Origin of the sequence: Chryseobacterium salviniae, from assembly GCF_035819015.1 — a bacterium.
Lineage (GTDB): Bacteria > Bacteroidota > Bacteroidia > Flavobacteriales > Weeksellaceae > Chryseobacterium > Chryseobacterium salviniae.
The window spans coordinates 22,137-39,412 of record NZ_JAYLAA010000006.1 but is presented as its reverse complement, the minus strand read 5'-3'; the positions used below and the strand labels follow the sequence as shown (position 1 = coordinate 39,412).

General features: G+C 36.8%; 12 protein-coding genes. 1 reads left to right on the top strand and 11 read right to left on the bottom strand.

What is annotated here, in order from left to right:
- Nucleotides 1–112 precede the first annotated feature (112 nt).
- A complete protein-coding gene (locus tag SOP96_RS01190) occupies nt 113–1,429 on the bottom strand; it encodes an ATP-binding protein (RefSeq protein WP_326319405.1) in 1,317 nt (438 codons plus the stop codon).
- Between the two features lie 578 nt (nt 1,430–2,007).
- Here SOP96_RS01190 and SOP96_RS01185 point away from each other — a divergent pair.
- Nucleotides 2,008–2,136: a hypothetical protein gene (locus tag SOP96_RS01185; protein WP_326319404.1), complete on the top strand. Its 129-nt coding sequence runs from the start codon at nt 2,008–2,010 to the stop codon at nt 2,134–2,136.
- Nucleotides 2,137–2,286: 150 nt separating this feature from the next.
- Here SOP96_RS01185 and SOP96_RS01180 read toward each other — a convergent pair whose 3' ends face one another.
- The 10 genes from SOP96_RS01180 to SOP96_RS01135 all read right to left on the bottom strand — a co-directional run bounded on the left by SOP96_RS01180 (nt 2,287) and on the right by SOP96_RS01135 (nt 17,018).
- Nucleotides 2,287–3,030 carry a hypothetical protein gene (locus SOP96_RS01180; protein ID WP_326319403.1) on the bottom strand — a complete coding sequence of 248 codons (744 nt, stop codon included), beginning with the start codon at nt 3,028–3,030 and terminating at the stop codon, nt 2,287–2,289.
- A 788-nt stretch (nt 3,031–3,818) separates the two neighbouring features.
- On the bottom strand, nt 3,819–4,670 hold the full coding sequence (locus tag SOP96_RS01175; protein WP_326319402.1) for a hypothetical protein: 852 nt from the start codon (nt 4,668–4,670) through the stop codon (nt 3,819–3,821).
- Between the two features lie 277 nt (nt 4,671–4,947).
- Nucleotides 4,948–5,358: a 5-fold beta-flower protein gene (locus tag SOP96_RS01170; protein WP_326319401.1), complete on the bottom strand. Its 411-nt coding sequence runs from the start codon at nt 5,356–5,358 to the stop codon at nt 4,948–4,950.
- A 390-nt stretch (nt 5,359–5,748) separates the two neighbouring features.
- Complete coding sequence (locus tag SOP96_RS01165) at nt 5,749–6,321, bottom strand: hypothetical protein (protein ID WP_326319400.1); 573 nt, start codon at nt 6,319–6,321, stop codon at nt 5,749–5,751.
- Nucleotides 6,322–6,330: 9 nt separating this feature from the next.
- Nucleotides 6,331–10,302: a DNA/RNA non-specific endonuclease gene (locus SOP96_RS01160; protein ID WP_326319399.1), complete on the bottom strand. Its 3,972-nt coding sequence runs from the start codon at nt 10,300–10,302 to the stop codon at nt 6,331–6,333.
- A gap of 582 nt (nt 10,303–10,884) precedes the next feature.
- On the bottom strand, nt 10,885–11,115 hold the full coding sequence (locus SOP96_RS01155; RefSeq protein WP_326319398.1) for a hypothetical protein: 231 nt from the start codon (nt 11,113–11,115) through the stop codon (nt 10,885–10,887).
- Between the two features lie 227 nt (nt 11,116–11,342).
- Nucleotides 11,343–11,972, bottom strand: a complete 630-nt coding sequence (locus SOP96_RS01150; RefSeq protein WP_326319397.1) for a hypothetical protein — start codon at nt 11,970–11,972, stop codon at nt 11,343–11,345.
- Nucleotides 11,973–12,021: 49 nt separating this feature from the next.
- Nucleotides 12,022–12,312, bottom strand: a complete 291-nt coding sequence (locus tag SOP96_RS01145; RefSeq protein ID WP_326319396.1) for a hypothetical protein — start codon at nt 12,310–12,312, stop codon at nt 12,022–12,024.
- 280 nt (nt 12,313–12,592) lie between these two features.
- Nucleotides 12,593–13,030: a hypothetical protein gene (locus tag SOP96_RS01140; RefSeq protein WP_326319395.1), complete on the bottom strand. Its 438-nt coding sequence runs from the start codon at nt 13,028–13,030 to the stop codon at nt 12,593–12,595.
- A complete protein-coding gene (locus tag SOP96_RS01135; RefSeq protein ID WP_326319394.1) occupies nt 13,023–17,018 on the bottom strand; it encodes a hypothetical protein in 3,996 nt (1,331 codons plus the stop codon). The genes SOP96_RS01140 and SOP96_RS01135 overlap by 8 nt, the downstream gene beginning before the upstream one ends.
- Nucleotides 17,019–17,276 lie beyond the last annotated feature (258 nt).

The window sequence follows — 17,276 nt, the reverse complement described above, 5'->3', positions numbered from 1 at the left end:
GGTTGGTTTAAAGCCCGGAAGATGAAGTTTCGCTGGGGTTCTCGATACATTTTTTCTTCATTTCGCTACGAAAAAACACTCGAACTGACGTGGTTTTAATGGACTGGATCTTCTAAGGAAAAATTTTATCTTCTTTTACATATTCTTTTCGGATGCTTTCCAGCAGCATATCGAGGTTTATTCTATAATCAGGATCTCTTAATGCGATTGATTTTAAGCTTACATCCTGTATTATGTTCATGATATTAGATCCGGTAAGCTCGTATTGATCGGCAATTTTTTCAAGATTAATGTCTTCAAGCTGTAATTGTTGAGGCATATTGTACTGCCAGATGCGCAGACGTTCTTCATATCTCGGATTGCTGAATTTAATGCAGCTTTGAAATCGCCGTGTAAAGGCTTTATCCATATTATTTTTGAAATTGGAAGCCAGGATAATAAGTCCTGAAAAGGTTTCTATTCTTTGCAGCAGGTAAGAAACTTCCTGGTTGGCGTATTTATCGTGAGCATCCCTTACATTGGTCCTTTTTCCGAAGATAGCATCCGCTTCATCAAAAAATAAGATCCAGTTTTTATGTTCGGCTTTATCAAACAGCTTTGCCAATTGTTTTTCGGTTTCGCCGATGTATTTTGAAACCAGCATAGAAATATCTACCCTAAAAACCGGACGTTCCGTATATTTTCCCAAGAGGCTCGCGGCCAAAGTTTTTCCTGTTCCGGGATCTCCGTAAAACAGCACTCTGAAGCCGGGCTTTAATTTTTTCTGCATATCCCATTCTTCCATAAGAATCCGGCTGCTGTTGTACCAGGATTCAATGCTCTGAAGCTCTTCCATTGTGTTTTCAGGCAGTATAAGGTCTTTCCATGTGCGGTAGGTGTGCAATTGTTCTGCGGGAAAATCATTACTCATTTTCGGCAGCAATTCTGATCCGAAGATCATCATATTGAATGCTTCCTGTGGTACGGTTATCTGTCCGCTGAGCGAAGCATAATCATTCCCTGAACCGGGGATTGTAATAATTTCATCTTTAACCAAAACAGCATCTGAAGCGAAATAATCCAACGCTTTTAATCTTTCTGCAATGCTATCGCCACCCAGAATATACTGAAGCGACTGAACAGTGGGGTAAAAGAGTCTTCCGTTATCATTAACCGAACAAAAATCAAACAGCGTACTGTTGGGAAATTCGAGATAGATGCGCTTCAGCAAAGCCGGCTCTAATCTTGGCAACAAAGCCATTAAAAGAATGATAACTTCCTGGTGAACCAATTTTTTCCGTGAGATGTATTCTTCCAAATAAAAGCCTTTAGGGCCTTCGGTTCTGAATTCGGGAGCTCCCGTATTAAAGTCTTCTGAAGAATTGTTGATACGCCAGATGATAACATCTTCTAAATGTGTAAATAGTTTCTGTATTTGTTCTGCTTCCATTGGTTTTAGTCTTTACTTTTTTGAAATAAAACGATTTTGTTTTTTCAAATCAATTTGTTTCGTACAATAATTAAATCTATTTTTAATTTAAATTCAATGAAAACCTCTGATAATCAACACGATTAATTAACTCATATTGGAAAGTCTTACCACTGCCGCAGCAGTTGTTTTGAAAGTCTCCTCTTGTACCGGAAATCCTACTTTTTGACAATCAATTTTCCGTTTTCACGGTATTGTTGCCTGTTCCTGAAAGAAGAATAAGTGATCTGATGATCCATTATTCCGTATTATGGTAGAGATTTTGATGTTTTCAAAAAATCCCACTACTTTAAGGATGAAAGGCATCCTGCTTCGGAGCCTCTTACCCGGGTTGTTAAAATATCATGTATTGCATCTGTGATGTTACATCGTATTCTCTGATCTGCATTTGCAAACCCCAGCCGGAAAGCAGCTCCCCGATGAGTCTGAATAATTGTTGTAATACTCAGTCTTCATGGTTATTGTTTTTATATTTTTATCTTCCTCTTTATGATATTTAATATTCAAATTTTTTTTCTTCTGCCTGTGTCCCTATCATTATGAATAGAGTACGTTTTAAAAAAAACAGCCTCAACAGCAAACTAACCACTATTACAGAACCTTACGCAACTGCCATGGCAATTGCCTTTTATAAAAGTTTCTTATTTAACGGAGTTCCTACTTTTTAAAGAATGAATCTTACTTCCGAAAGAGAATAGAGATTTTGCAACCTGTTATTTTTATCCCGATGAGATTCTGACCTGCATCAGAAAATACCGGTATTTCAAAAGTAAAAGGCCTCCCGTGACAGGGCATCTTACGCCGATTGAGGCTGTCTTTTATTGGTTGATAATGTAAGTGATTACATCGCTTTCTTCCCTTCCCAAAACAATTTTTATGGTAACAGGATTTGATCTGAATGTTGTTCCGTTTACATTGATTTCCAAAAGCATCTGGATGAGTGAATACGGTTTTCTGTGGTGTACGGAGTGCCTGAATGAACCCGGCCTGCTAAAAGTGCCTGCAGGATAAAAGTCCCTGTAATCTGGTCCGGGCCTGAAATAATGGACAGGGTTAATATCAAGTACCATTTCGGCAGACTTCACCGGGTATTCAGATTGCCTTCCCCAGGATTCAGCATCTTTGGTAAGTTCCTGATAAAATCCTGCGCTTTTCATAAAGCCACTTCGAAGGTTCTTTTTCTGTTTGTATCGTTTGATGATGATTTTTGGCTGATGCTTATCAAAATCCAGGTTGTTTGATAGTTTTATGTTTAAAAGCTTGTAGCCTATATTTCTTGTTAACACATGGTAGTAGCCGTCAATCTGTTCCGGTGAATTTCCTTCCGTATTTTCTACGGTGAGATGCCCTCTGTGCGTATGCTGTCGATCCTGGGCCAAATAAAAATGATAGTTTTTCACATTATAAGTCCCCGTCGGCTTTATTTCAAGGCCAAAATTGAATTCATTCAGATGGACATAATTATCTATGAATCTTCCAAACTGGCTTTCAGTTGGATATTTACCCGTTTCAAAATAGGTTTTCAGCTCTTCTCTTTGGGTGAATTTATTTATTTCTTCCATAATATCTTAATATTTTAATGCTTACGTCCTTATATGGTGTTTTTGGATGCCGAATTTTTATGTATGCTTCAGCATTGATTTTCTATTTCGTCTAAATTTTTAAAAATGTATTTTAGTTTTTATTAAAAAATCCCCAGCCGGAAACCTGCTCACATTCTAGAACCTTACCGAATTGCCGGAGCAATTCTTTCCGAAAGTTCCTACGCCACCGGAATCCTACTTTTTAAAGAATCAACTTACTCTTGGAAAAAAACAGCAGGGCCTCTTTGCAGATTTTCTATTATTTTAATTCCCGGAGAGATTCTGGTGCAGCACCAGAAAATTCCGATATTCCAAGAGTAAAAGGCTTCCCGTTATTGAGCATCTTACCCGGCTGAGGATTATTTTTATTATTGATTTTGTAATTGCTTACATTTCGCTGTTCTGGCGAAACCCAAAGACTTTTATGGTAATTGGATGGCTTTAGACTGCCTGTGAATTGAATTTCAAAGTTCAATATTTTTTTGTTATAATAAAAGTTTTTTGCTTTGTTTGTACTGTAGCTGCAGTACCTTTTATTTTTAAAAACCGAATGGCTGTTCTTTTATTTTAACAGCTCAAAGTTGAGACTTTTTTTGCTATTGTAAAAGTTTTTTGCCCTGTCTGTTCTGTAGTTGCAGTAACTCTTATTTTGTGAAATCGAATGATTTCTCTTTTATTTTAACAGTTCAAAGTTGAGGCTTTTTTTGCTATTGTAAAAGTTTTTCGCCCTGTCTTTCCTGTAGTTGCAGTAACTCTTAGTTATTAGTTTAGCTTTCATAATGACATTCGATTCTGGCATTTCTTATACCAGACAGGACACCGCCTGCGGAAACATTTGTATTTTTCTGTCCCGGTAATAAAGAAGCTTCCATCAGAAGGGTATCGTTATCCGCATCAAAAATCCTGCACACTATAGACTTACTGATTTCCCTGAGGTCTGCTCTGTAAAAACAGGCCAGAAAATCTCCCAAATCGTAATGATCCGTAACGATGTCTTCAGAGATATACGTATTGGTCCAGTAATTTGCGTATAAAGCATATTCAATAAGTATCTCCGTTTTATTAACAAAAGTAATATGCGTATGTACATTGTTTATTTTACGATCAAAATCTTCACTGGTTATCCTTATAGAAATTTTTTTATTTTCTACAGTTCCTAATTTACAATCCTCAGGAACAGGAGGCAGATTATTTCCGAACAGCCTATTGGTTGTATGGCCGTCATCAATCTGGGTATACAGAGAGTAATACCTGTTTCCTTCTAATTTTTCTACCATAAACTCTTTTGTACTGACTGTATAAGGAGCACTGCCCTGGAAATATCGTTTTTGCTCTTTGTTGTCGGTTTTGCCGATTGTAAAAATCTGGTCTTCTCCTTCTTTTGATCTTACAACAATCGGGAATTTTTCATTTTCAATACTGATTGTATTGTAAAGAATATATCCGTTATCAAGAGCCGCGAGGTTATTGGCAAGCGTTACCATTTCTTTATTGCCCAGAACATTATCCTGAATGCTTAAAAAATCAATCAATTCTGCAAACTGGCTTTCGGTGGGATATTTCCCTGTTTCAAAATAGGTTTTTAATTTTTCTCTGGTGATAATTTCGTTTTTTTCCATTTAATTTTAATATGCTTTGCTGCTTGTGATTTACGGTTCAAAATTCCTATTTTTTTTATTTCTGTAAAAGCTTTTTGCCGTGAGGGTTCTGTAGTTGCAGTAAGTAGTATTGGCTGGAAGCGGGATGATGGAAGCAGGAAATTATGGCTCGGGCAGCAAAATTTCAGTCCGAACAGACATTTTACATCTTACTTTTCATATCAAAAACAACAAAGGCTCAGATTATAAAATCCAAGCCTTTTATTTGTAAGGTATTTTTGCTAAATAATTTCTTTTATTAATCGAGATTAAAGAAGAAAAAAACAACTGCTGCCCATTCTTTTTTTACGCCTTTTGCGTAGCCGATCGTGCTGTGGCTTCTGTTTTCTACCGTTCCGTCGTCTTTGATATAGCCAATCGTGGCACGGCTGCTGTTTTCGATGGTTCCATCTTTTTTAACGTATCCTATTGTTGAACGGCTCCTGTTTTCGATGGTTCCATCGCTTTTGATGTAACCAATGGTTCCATGGCTTTTGTTTTCAATGGTTCCGTCATTTTTAATGTATCCTACCGTTGCATGGCTTCTGTCTTCGATGGTACCGTCGCTTTTAATATATCCTGCGGTATTGCGGCTTCCGGATTCTATGGTTTGGGCTCTTATAATGGAAATATTTAACACAAGTAAAAAAAAGAATAGTATTTTTTTCATGTTATATAATTTTTATCTGGTGATCCTTTTCTTTCATTTTTGCTCATACCAATATAAGACGAATTTCCCGAAATAAAAAGGCTAAATTTTTTGGCTGGAAATTCCGATTTTGTATCTTAATAACTTTTCCCCTTCTTTCACAAAAGTCCAGAACTTCACAATGGCATTCTCAATACGCTGCCTGATTTTACGGATAACGCCCAAAACCTTATCCGCCAAGCCTCAATTCCAAGTAAGGAAGCTAAAAAGCCGATTAAAACAGGACCGCTTTACCCAATGCATTTTCTATGGATTTCGCAACGGCACTTACATTTCCGCTGCATTGGCTTATTTTCAAATAAAAAAAGCGAAATTTCAATCTTGAAATTTCGCTTTTTTTGATGATTTTTTTTACTCTGCATTATAATCTGCCAAACTATTGGCTTCCTCCGGAACCTGGTATTTTTCAACGGCAATGAGTTTGCCCGGATCTTTTACATGATTTATTTTTAAATCGTGCGAATGACGCCATCCAGGCTCTTTAACTCCAAAAGTTAAATCATAAATTATTTTCAATCCTTCATTTGTTTCGGCTACATAAAACAGTTTGTTATAACCCAGTTCTCTTCCTGTGTTTTCTGTATAACTTGTATAGCAGGCAAAAAGATCGTCATTAACCAACCATCTCGGTAAACCTTCTCCTAATTTTGGATTTTTGTATTGCTTGATTTGGAATAAGGTGCGGGGAACAGCATCCGTCACATTTCTTCTATACAAATCCTGATAAATTTCTTCATCGTTTAATAATTCTTCTTGACTCATTCCTCTGCCATAAGAATTAGGAACTACAGAATGAAAATAATTTTGTGTCTTATTTTTTAGATTTTCATAATTACTATCCGTAATAGCAACATCTGTTTTAGCTTTATTACAGTTAAATTCGTCTTTTATGAATGATAAAATAAATTTTTTGATTTTTTCCATTGTTTATTTCTATTTAGTTCCAAATAATAAATCTGATTCAGTAATCTCAAAAGGTTGACGTTTTAATAATCTATTTTGATCATCAAAAAGAGTTACAATATATTTTACCTCTTTTATTCTCTCCTGAGTGGTTTGGTTCAGATTTTGTAAAATTATTGCTTTCAACTCTTCGTCTTTCAGCATATTTCTTTCGTCATCGGTTTTGGCATAATCTGCTAATTGTTTTCTTAATTCAGACATTTCAAATATACTGCTATCCTCAGAATAATGCAAACTGACTTCTAAAGTAAAATGACTGACATTTGCAGTTTGTTCAACAAAATCTCTGATTTGATCTTCTCTTCTTCTCATTACAATCTGATTGTATTCAGCACTTGTTGCTACAATATTTTGGGCTTTTTTGTATCCGCTTCCTCCAAACATATTGGCAATAACGTGAGCCGAATCCATCCCTGCATTTTTAAGTTTTCCTTCAGGATCTTGCGTAAATCCTCGTCCTAAATCATGCAAGGTAAGCTGATCTCCTACTACTTTAATTGGATACCCATTTGGTGCTAAATCTATGGTAAACTCTTGTTTACCTTCTGCATACTTATAGGTTATTCTTTTCCCTCCATTCGGTAATAATTTCTCTTCAATATCAATCGGATAAAATTTGTTATGCTCTTTCTTTTTCTTTTTTGCAGTCAAGTCATTTAACTTAAATTTCTCTCCAAAATCATGAACATTTTTACTCAAGTTATCAAGTTCTTCCTGTGCATTTTCTATTTTCTTGGATTTATCTGGATTTGTATCTACAAGCTTATTGGCATTGGTTAATGATTTTTTTACCCTTTCATTTCTTATTTGTAATTCATTGATCTCGTTTAAAATTTCCGATCCTTTTCCTTCAAATTCATCAGCATCACTGTTTTTACTTACATAATTCTTAAATCTGGTAAGCTTACTTGTTAAAATTCCCTTCTCACTCGCCATGTAGATTTCACCGCCTTCAAAAGTCAATGTATGCCTTTCTCCGTTCATTGTAAAAGGTTCCGGAGCAATTTCAGAATCCATATTATCTATATACTTACGATCAAATTCTTGTTTTTTCTTATTGGATGCTCCTACTCCTATTTTCCCAAGCAATCCTTTAGCCTTCCCTTTCACAAAAGTCCAGAACTTCACAATCGCATTCTCAATACGCTGCCTGATTTTACGGATAACACCCAAAACCTTATCAGCCAATCCGCCAATTCCTAATAAAGAGGCTAAAAAGCCGATTAAAACAGGCACCGCTTTGCCCAATGCATTTTCTATGGATTTGGCGACGGCACTTACATTTCCGCTGGCAATGGCTGCAACGCTGTCGATGAAGGCTTTTATCAGCTCCATAATCTGTGCGGCACGCTGGATGAAGAATTTCACCACATCAATAATCGCCATGGCAGCTTTTATAAATGCCCCTACCGGAGTCAGCAAGCCCATTACCCATTTGATTCCCGCCTGAATGACCTGCGTCTGGATCATGTCCATAATAGTGTCCATGATAGTTGCTTTCAGGTCGGCAAACTGGTCTTTGAGATGTTCCCAAAGCCCGGTAACACCTTCTTTACGGACAATCTGCACCATTTCAAAACTGGTTTCAAGAACTTTCATCACCGGCTCTCCGATCACTCTTGAACCGATAGCTCTTATTCCGCTCCAGGTTAAGCCAAGCACCTGTGTGGTGATGGAGAAAATTCCTTTGAGGGAAAATATATCTTCCGGCATGGTAAGATCGATTCCTTTTGTTGCACCGGTAAGCCATGTGAAGAAGCCGGTTTTAAGGTGGGTCCAGATATTGGCTCCGAAATTGGCAAATCCCTGTCCGACTCCTGCGATGAGGTTTTTGAAGAAGCCTATCGGATCTGATATAATCGCCATAACGACATCGGCGATACCCGACAATAAATTGGTAATGGTATTTTTAATTTCAATGATAACGGCAAATACACCGCTTAATGCATTGAGGGCTTTGCTTATAAGGCCGCTGTTTTGTGCTTTCAATTCTTCAATTCTTGCATCAATGCCTGCAATATTGTCGGCATATTTTTTAGCCAGCACATCGATAAGCGCATCTTTCTTACTGTTTACGCTATCTTCCAGCGCATTGAATTTATTCTGAATATCTGCAATGGCTTCCTTGCCAATCTTGCGCAGACTTGGCGATAAGCTGTTGACATACGTCTGTACGTCTTTTTTGCCTTTGGCAATTCTCGCCTTTGCAGCATTGAGCTGAGTGGTAACGTGTCCTGCAATCTCGTCAATATAGCGATCCATTGTTTTAATGTATTCTTCCTTACCGGAAACAAAGAAAGCATTGACTTCTTTCGGCAATCCTGCAATGGCATCCCCTACTCTTTTGATATTTTTCCAGCTTAACCAGGATCCGCCATAACGTTTTTCCTTATATGCTTTCATTTTTTTATCTACGTGTTCTTCAAATGCTTTTTTGGCTTCCTTACTTCCTGCATCAAACCTGGATGCCACGGTTTTATCAAGATTATTTAAAATGGTATCCACTTCTGTTTTGGAGCTGTTGTAAATGCTGTTTATGCGGTCGGCTATTTCTTTTCGCTTCTGGCTGTCTTTGCTTGCGGTGTTCTTTTGGTCGCCGTGCGCATGATTCAATCCGCCTTTACGGGCATTGTGCATTCCGGTAATATGATGAACGGCCTGTGATTGTGCCTGTTCACGGGTTTTATACAGTTCGGTATTTTCTGTTTTCCTGAATTTCTCCGTGGCGGCAGCACTTTCTGTTTTGGCTTTATTTTTTTCGTCTAAAGCTTCTGTAAATGAAGGTTCGTTGGAGTTGGCGAGCATCTGATCGGTTACGCCATGGGTTTTCATCTCGCTGTCAATGGTATTGGCTTCTTCCTGCAAAGGTTTTTCCACGCTTGCGGCGTCTCTTTTGTTAGGCATTGCTTTTACGACGTTGGGAACAACCGGAGCTTTTCCGGTATTGGGAGTCGGCATTTTGGCAACGGCGCGGACTGGTTGTGCGGCGACATTAGGTTTTGCAGCGGTAGCTGAAGCGATATCATTTGTTGCTGCATTTTTTTCATTTTTAACATCGGCAACTGCATTTTTATTAACCTGCTGGATGTTGTTGTTTTTCTCGAAATCGTCAGCTTCTGCTTCATCTTTAGGCAGTCTTATTCCTTCAATTTTTTTCTTTAACAAAGCTTTAAAATCTTCTTTGCTGAATGTTCCGGGTTTTTGTGCATCCATATGATCTACTTTGCCTGCCTGGGCCATACTTTCACGTTCGTTGGCGGGCGACGGTGCGGCAGCCTGCGCAGCATTGCTTGCTTTTTGTGCAGGTTCGTGGCTTTTTTGGGATTGTGCCGTGGCGGATATTTTACCGCTTAATTGGGTAAATTCAGGATTGTTCTGGGCGTTTGGAGAGGGTGCGGCTTCAGCGCTTTGCTCTTCTGCTTTGTCTTTGATTTCCTCTGGAGATTTTTCTTCGCTATTGTTTTCAGGTTGGGCTTTTTCAGGATTTGCTGTTTTTCCTTCCTGAACTTTTTTGCTTTCCTGATGGATTTCTGCCTGTTCCTGTACGGTTTTGGGAGTATAGTTGCCAGATTTAAGATTTTGATAATCTTCTATCTGACTGATATTCAGGGTGGACATATAGCTTTTTTCCAGATTTTTGGTTTCGGGATGGTTGAGGTCCCCGGTTTGCTGTAAGTTTTCCTGAAATCTGCCGTACGAGACCTTAGAGCCCTGATCATAAATGGTCTGTGAACCGTGAACGGCTGCCATTGTTCCATTTAACCCAAGCCTATTGCTACCTGGATTTGCGGTTCCGGGAGTAGCGAATGGATTTTCAGACTTTGAGGTTTGTATGGTAGTCAATTCTACTTCAGAGTGAGGTACCACCACCGGATCTTTCTGCTTTTGGTTTTTATTCTGGTGGGCTTTGTTGTCTGCTTCTACAGGTTTTGCTGCTTTCATGACTTAGTTTTTTTATTCATAGTTGATGGATAAAAGACATACAAAACGCAATTGAATGTATTGCGTTTTATATACCTGTTGAATGTGAAAAATCGGTCCCGGTACGGGTGATTTCTTTAAAGAATTTAAGTAAACGGAAGTGGCATTTTGATTTGCAATGGGAAACAGGTACTGACGGAGCCACTACGTTTTTTTTATCCCGTGTGTTTTTTGAGTTTTAAATTCTCTGGTTCAAAAGTCTTGTTTTTTGGTGAGAATTTGCTGTTTTTTGTGCCCTGAATTCTGTAGTTGCAGTAAGTGAGGCTACGTGATGGATGATGGAAGCTGGAAGGGGGATGATTGGGGCAACTGATTGTTGTAATCTCAGACAACAAAACATTGTTTCTTATCTGTTTCTGATTTTGAGGGAAGATTTTTAGGGAATTTTTAATGATCTTTTGCTTTTAAAATGAGAAAACTTCAGGGCCGGATTTTCAATCCGGCCCTGAAGTTTTCAACTTGTATGAAATTAATTCTGTTAGAGAGTATTTATTAGCATAATATCTAAGTTCATCCGTTTACGTTTGAAATTTATGCAAAATATTATCGCCATGAATTCATTTGATAATTATAATAGTTCATATTCATATCCTGAATTCTTTCTTCAAGAGCTTTAATGCCGATCTGCAGATATTTTTCTTTTTCAAATTCGTTCAAGATATGGATAACATCAAATCCCGGAGCGGGTTTTGGGATAGGCACAGATAATGTGATACTATTGTTTTCTTCAAAAATGTAATAATGCCAATCTTTTTTTTCTAATTCTTTTCTCACAGTAATAATTTAATAGGATATTCCTAACAGAATTGTTATTAATATTTTTACTACACATTTTAAACAAGTCAATTAAAATAGACTTGAAGTAGTTCTTTTTTAATTTTAAGTTTTTATTATTATTTCTTTTATCTAATATAAAAAAACCTCATAACTTAGAGAAATGAGGTTTTTAGTTTCAGTTAGCTTTTAATTCTTAAAATAACAATATGGATGGTATATTATTACTATTTTGCGGCTTCTTCTATATTGAATTTAATTCTATCATCCTCGTTGATAAGGGATGCAAAAGTATCTTTATATGTATTGAAATTATTTTTATCATAATGTACAATTACGGGAAAGAGCTGGCTTGCCTGATAGTATCTTTTATTTTCCAAAGCATCCTGCATGGCCTGTTCTATATCACTTAAAAGCGGGGTACAGTTTTTCTTCAGAAGAAATTCTTTCAGGCCGGATTCAAAAAATTGAGTACCGTAAATTTCCAGGAAGTGTTTAATATAAGGATAAAGTTCCTCTTCCGGTTTCCCATTGAGTGCGGCAATGTATAAGGTATTTGCAATGACATCGTATACATTATCTTCACCATATATTCTGTGGGGTTCAAAAGTTTCTTTTTCAGCCCATTTTTCTGAGATGAACTCATCAAGCTGTTTAAAACCTTCCGGTTCTGCCCAGGCGAGTAATATAAGCATTGCCTGATAAGCAATATACCGATCTTCATTGTGAAGCAGCAATTTTAGTTTTTCAGTTCTTTCAGCATCTCTTTCTTCAATGAGCTGCACTTCTTTGAGATCGTATCCTTCCTGCCCTTCTTCGTTGTAGTGGTATAGAAGCTCGTGTATTTCGTTGTTCATGTGGTTAGGTTTTATTACTTGTGATACTACAAGAGATTTGGATTAATATTTAATTTTCTTTTAATCTTAATATTATATTTTGGTTTTTAAAATCTAACAACTCTTTATTAAAAAAAACATTATAAGAAAAAGATCTATTTTTTGTTTTTATCTCATCTTTATTTAAAGGTAGATTTTCATTTTCAAATTCAATTGTGTCAAAATAAATATCATCGATAAAAATATCCCATTTTGACTTACCATTAATAAAAGTATTAATATTCTCAGTTTCACCAGTAAAAAATGTTTTACCAAAAGACATATTAAAAATGCCATTTAATTTTAAAATTTCTGTTTTCATTTGTCTATACTATTTTGCCATATTATAAAATCCCTAACTCTTAATCCTTCTAATATTTTAACATCTTCATCAATTTTATATTAGTTCAAAATATTATTTGATTGAATAACTATTTCCAACATATTAGATGTTGTACCTAAAAAGCCAAAAGTGATATAAAACTTTTCATCTTTAGGAATTTTAAACGAAATTCCTTTAAAAAATAAAATCAGATTATTATTTTCTTTTAAAGTCGAAGCTGATAATTCATATTGTTTTGTCTCATTCGGAAGCTTTTTCTTTACAATTTAAACTCTGAAATCCAATTTTTATTTACAACTAGTTGTTTATTCTTTAAAATATCATTTAAGTAATTAATATCTATTGAATAATCAGAAACTACATAATCACTTTTGGAAAATTCAGAATATGATTTGTAAATAAGTTCTCCTTCATACGAATAACTGATTACTATTTCTTTAGCTCCATTTTCTTCATTAATTTTAATTAGTTGTTTACCGTTTATCGAATTTTCCCAATAAAGATTTTCATTTAATTCAATATCAAAATTAATATTAACAATGTAAGTGAATACTTTCTTTTTAATATTAACAGAAAAAACAGGAAAACAGTATTTATATATTTCTTTTATATTATTTTCTTCAACGAAGGATTTAAATTTCCCAATATGTAAATCTTTGGCTTCGTTAAATAATTTATCTATTTCGTTATTATTCATAGTTCAAGTTGTTTTCATAGTATTTGATCCATTTTAATCTATCAATTTCTGATCTAATTAATATATCGTCTGTAGGTAAACTACCAAAAATGTAAGGCTCATCCACAGTATTGCCCCAAATTGCACTTCTTTTCTGATTCATCTTGTCCAAAAATGGCCTATCTAAAGGACCCGGAGTTATGCTGCTTCCAGGTGGGTGGGTATGACCGGAGAATTTGCCATATTTTCCTTGAGTTAATTCATCTAAGAATTGCTGATTAGGAACTTTTATTACGTTATTCTTACCTCTCATAATTAATCTTCTTGATCCTAAAGTAAACATATTAAACTCATCCCCTGTTACATTTGTAAGCTTTAGCAGATCTTTCATCGAAACACCTTTTTTCGGTAAAAAAGCATAATCTCCAGACTCCTTCAATTTCTCCAAGATGGATAATTGTCTCTTTTTTAAAGAACTGACAGGCTCTAATGAATAATCTCCAACTATTTTGCGATCAGATGTATTAATAATATTTCTCTCTTTATTTAAAGTCTGTGCTTCATTAGCATCTTGAATAGATTGTGATAATTTTTTTCTAATGCTTTCTCCATTTTGAGATGAAATATTTTCAAATATATCACTTTTCGTAGCTTTCACTTTAAAATACTCAGAAGGAATTTCACCTTTAATTAAAATTTCCTTATCCCGAACACTATTGTTAAGATCTCTTACAGCATCATCTACTCTTTTTTGATTTTTAGGCGTTGGATTTTCCTCAAATCTTTTCATCGCCTGATCTATTTTGGTTTGCAGTTCTGCCTGTACTTTTTCAGGTCTTAAAACCTCTACTTCACTTATTTTACCTGCAGCAATGTCTGCTTCCAGTCTTTTGATGTCCACTTCAATCACATTGTCGCCATACGTTTTGCCAATACCCGGACCTTCTTCGGAGAAAGAAGTGTAAGGACTTTTGCTTTTCATCGGCTCACTTCCTCTTACATGGTCCGAAACAGTAGCACTCCCGTTTTTATCAGCAGGCGTTAGATTACCTTCTTCATTAATATGAGATTTAATTCTTCCTTCTTTTGATCCTTTAGGAGAATAAGGAGTGTTGTCCTGTCTGAATACGCTTTCTTCAAATGTATTTTCTTTTGCCTGAGCCGACTTCACATTTTCCTCCTGAATGTTAGATTTTCCTTTACCTTTATCCCTGGCAAAAGGCTGCTCATGCATTCTGTCCGGAACCGTCTGCTCTTCAAAAGGGAGCTGATTTAAATTACGTTTTTGTGGTACCGTATTCTTTTTCCTGAAAGGTTTAGTCACCCAGTCCTGTGCTTTTTTATAAGCCGCTTTGAAATTCTGTGCCGCTTTTATCCAGGTTTCTTTTTTGAAAACAGAAGTTATCTTTCGAGGGATGGAAACAATTTTTGCTTTCAGTCCGTTTCTTGCATTAATAAACATCCGTTTGCCAAAAGTTTTCGGGTTTCTTTTAGCCAGATCTTTTATGGAAGCGCCCCCTTTTTGGGATGCTTTTCCACCCACCATCGCCAGAATAGCCATTCCTGAGTTGGCAATATCACTTTTCAGCTCACCGGAATTTTTAAACAAGACTTCAGCTGTTTTTGCCGTATGAATATCATAAATGTTTTTAATTCCATTGAGTACATTCAGTCCCAGTGCGATCGCTCCGATCCAGAATGTGATGGTTCCCATGGTTATGGTAGCTCCTCCCAGCCAGGCCGCTAACGGAGCCATTCCTCCTAACGTGAATACAGATCCTACGGCTGCTGCTAAAGTTAAAACACCCAATATTCCCGTAATTACCCCGGCAATGGCCAGTACTTTGTTGGCAATTCCGGCGGCTTTCTGAAGAATCATTCCTACCGGGTCCTCGGAAAACCCTTTCCAATTCGTCAGATCATCCCAGATTCCCTGTACTGAATGTGAAATAGAATTATACCATTCTAAAGGATTAATAATCGAGTTGATGAATTTCCCCACATCAGACCATGTAATGGATGTAAGATCATTCCAGATACCGGAAAAAGCAATGGTAATAGACATCCAGAGTCTTTTCAAACCGGTAATCCTGTTCAGGTTTTTGGTAACGAGATTCATTGGTTTCTGTAAGGCATCTTTCCGTTTGTTGTTAAAGTTTTCTATCTGTGCATTTCTGATGCTTTCAACATTTTCGTCGATTGAGGTTTGCTGTTCAGACTGATCACTATCGTAATTGGCCGTTACCTGTTCTAACTTGTCTTTTAATAAATTTTGTTGATTTGGGTTTAATCCTCGGACAAAAGCTATCTGTTCGTCCTGTGTTTTCAGTTGTACAAAATCAATTAACAGACGATCTGAAGGATCAAGCTCTTTGGGAGCCTGCTGAATTTTCTCTTTCTCTTTTTGTGTCAAACTGTTTCGCCCCTCAACAGTTGCCATGTTTTTATAGTAGGCATCCTGGGTTTTTATAACTTCACTTTCAATACGATAAGAATCAAGCAATAGCGCATTGGCTTCCTTGTTTAATTTTTTGCTTTCCGATTCCGCTGCCTTTAGTTTCGGATTAAGTTTTTCCAGCTCCTTTTTAGCCTCATTATTCTGCTTCGTATCTTTTGCGAGTTTTGCTTTCGATTTTCGAATGGATTCTTTGGAAGATAATGCTTCTTTGTATATTGCCGTATTTTTAGCTTTAGCCTGTTGGGCTTCCTGCGTTAATTTCTGAACGGTATTTCCCGACTGTGAAACGGCCTGATCTATTGTCGCCGCATTGCTGTTGAGCTCCCTTAGCTTTTGGGTAAGCCTTCCGGAATCATCATTTTCAGGATCCTGATGTTTCTGAGATCCGCCCAATAAATCGGTTGCTTCTTTGTGCAAATCTGCTGATTTCGACTTATTCTTATGATATTCTTCTTTGTATGTTCCTACCTCCTGTTCTACTTTCTGCTGCCTTTTTACGGAAGTTTCCAAGCCTTTTTCAAGTTGATTTACCAAAGCTTCTTTTGTATGAATGCTGTCTTCCGATTGTTGAAGATCATCGTCTGATTTCCGGATCGATTTTTCAACTTCTTTAATTTTAGTTTTTAATCCTCTTGCGGCTTCATTCTGTGCTTTTACCTGAGTCCTTGCTTCAACTCCCTGGTCTCTGAACTCCTGCGCAGCGGCAACAAGTCCGAGGATATTAATGGTCGTTTGTGCATCGGGAGCTATTTCAGCCTGCTCGCTGTCGACAGCTTTATCCATTCTTGGCATAAGAACAGGCTGAATATCATCCGGAACAACAACCTTTGCGTCTTTTTCCCCTTTGGTTTTTGTATTTATTTTTTTATTGTCGGATTTCTTCTCATCATTCCCTTTCTTTTTGCCCGATTGGAAATTTTCATTTTTATCCGCAGTTTTTTTTGAGCTGCTGCTATTGACATCCGATAAAACCGGTTTAATCTGAGGTTTTCTAATTTCAGCAGGCTTCTCTTTCGGCTTTTGGTCTGCAACAGGTTTGGGTGCTTTAAGTTTAGGATCAGCTGGTTTTACGGGTTCTTTTTCATCTGTTGTTTTTAATTTATTTTCAGGTTTTTCGACCCTCTGATGAACTGTGGCTTGCTCCTGCAAAGTTTTCGGCATATAATTTCCGGATTTAAGCTGATGATAATCCTGTACCTGGTTGACATTCAGGGTGGTCATATATCCTTTTTCCACATCTTTGGTTTTTGGATGGTTGATGCTTCCGGTTTGGTTTAAACTTTCCCGAAGCCTTCCGTACATCACCTCCGAACCCTGGTCATAAATGGTCTGCGAACCATGAACGGCCGTTACTTTACCATTTGAAGCAACGGGATTTTTATCTCCTTTTGTTAAACCTTGTTTACCGGAAGTGTCTCCTGATTTTTGAGCCTGCATTGCAGCAGCTTTCATTCCGGAAAGAAATCTGCCCAGGGGATTTTTAGGCTTTGGTTTTATATTTGGGTTATGGTGGGCTTTTTTGACAGCTTCCACAGGTTTTGGTGCTTTCATGGCTTAGTTTTTTTGATTTCATAATTGGCTGTAAAAGGCATACAAAACGCAATTGAAATAATTGCGTTTTATATACCTGTTGAATGTGAAAATCTGTCCCGGTGCGGGTGATTTTTAAAGAATGCAAGAATCAGAAGCGGCATCCGGCTATGTATGAGAAACAGGTAATGATTGAGCCACTCCAAGTTTTTTTCTCCTGATATTTTCTGGGCTTTTAAAATTCTACAGATCAAAAATCATATTTTTTGGGTAGAATAC

Coding starts and splice junctions, on each gene's coding strand:
- SOP96_RS01185 (WP_326319404.1), top strand. CDS start 2,008: ATGAATAGAGTACGTTTTAAAAAAAACAGCCTCAACAGCAAACTAACC.
- SOP96_RS01145 (WP_326319396.1), bottom strand. CDS start 12,312: ATGAAAACAGAAATTTTAAAATTAAATGGCATTTTTAATATGTCTTTT.
- SOP96_RS01180 (WP_326319403.1), bottom strand. CDS start 3,030: ATGGAAGAAATAAATAAATTCACCCAAAGAGAAGAGCTGAAAACCTAT.
- SOP96_RS01150 (WP_326319397.1), bottom strand. CDS start 11,972: ATGAACAACGAAATACACGAGCTTCTATACCACTACAACGAAGAAGGG.
- SOP96_RS01140 (WP_326319395.1), bottom strand. CDS start 13,030: ATGAATAATAACGAAATAGATAAATTATTTAACGAAGCCAAAGATTTA.
- SOP96_RS01175 (WP_326319402.1), bottom strand. CDS start 4,670: ATGGAAAAAAACGAAATTATCACCAGAGAAAAATTAAAAACCTATTTT.
- SOP96_RS01170 (WP_326319401.1), bottom strand. CDS start 5,358: ATGAAAAAAATACTATTCTTTTTTTTACTTGTGTTAAATATTTCCATT.
- SOP96_RS01160 (WP_326319399.1), bottom strand. CDS start 10,302: ATGAAAGCAGCAAAACCTGTAGAAGCAGACAACAAAGCCCACCAGAAT.
- SOP96_RS01135 (WP_326319394.1), bottom strand. CDS start 17,018: ATGAAAGCACCAAAACCTGTGGAAGCTGTCAAAAAAGCCCACCATAAC.
- SOP96_RS01165 (WP_326319400.1), bottom strand. CDS start 6,321: ATGGAAAAAATCAAAAAATTTATTTTATCATTCATAAAAGACGAATTT.
- SOP96_RS01190 (WP_326319405.1), bottom strand. CDS start 1,429: ATGGAAGCAGAACAAATACAGAAACTATTTACACATTTAGAAGATGTT.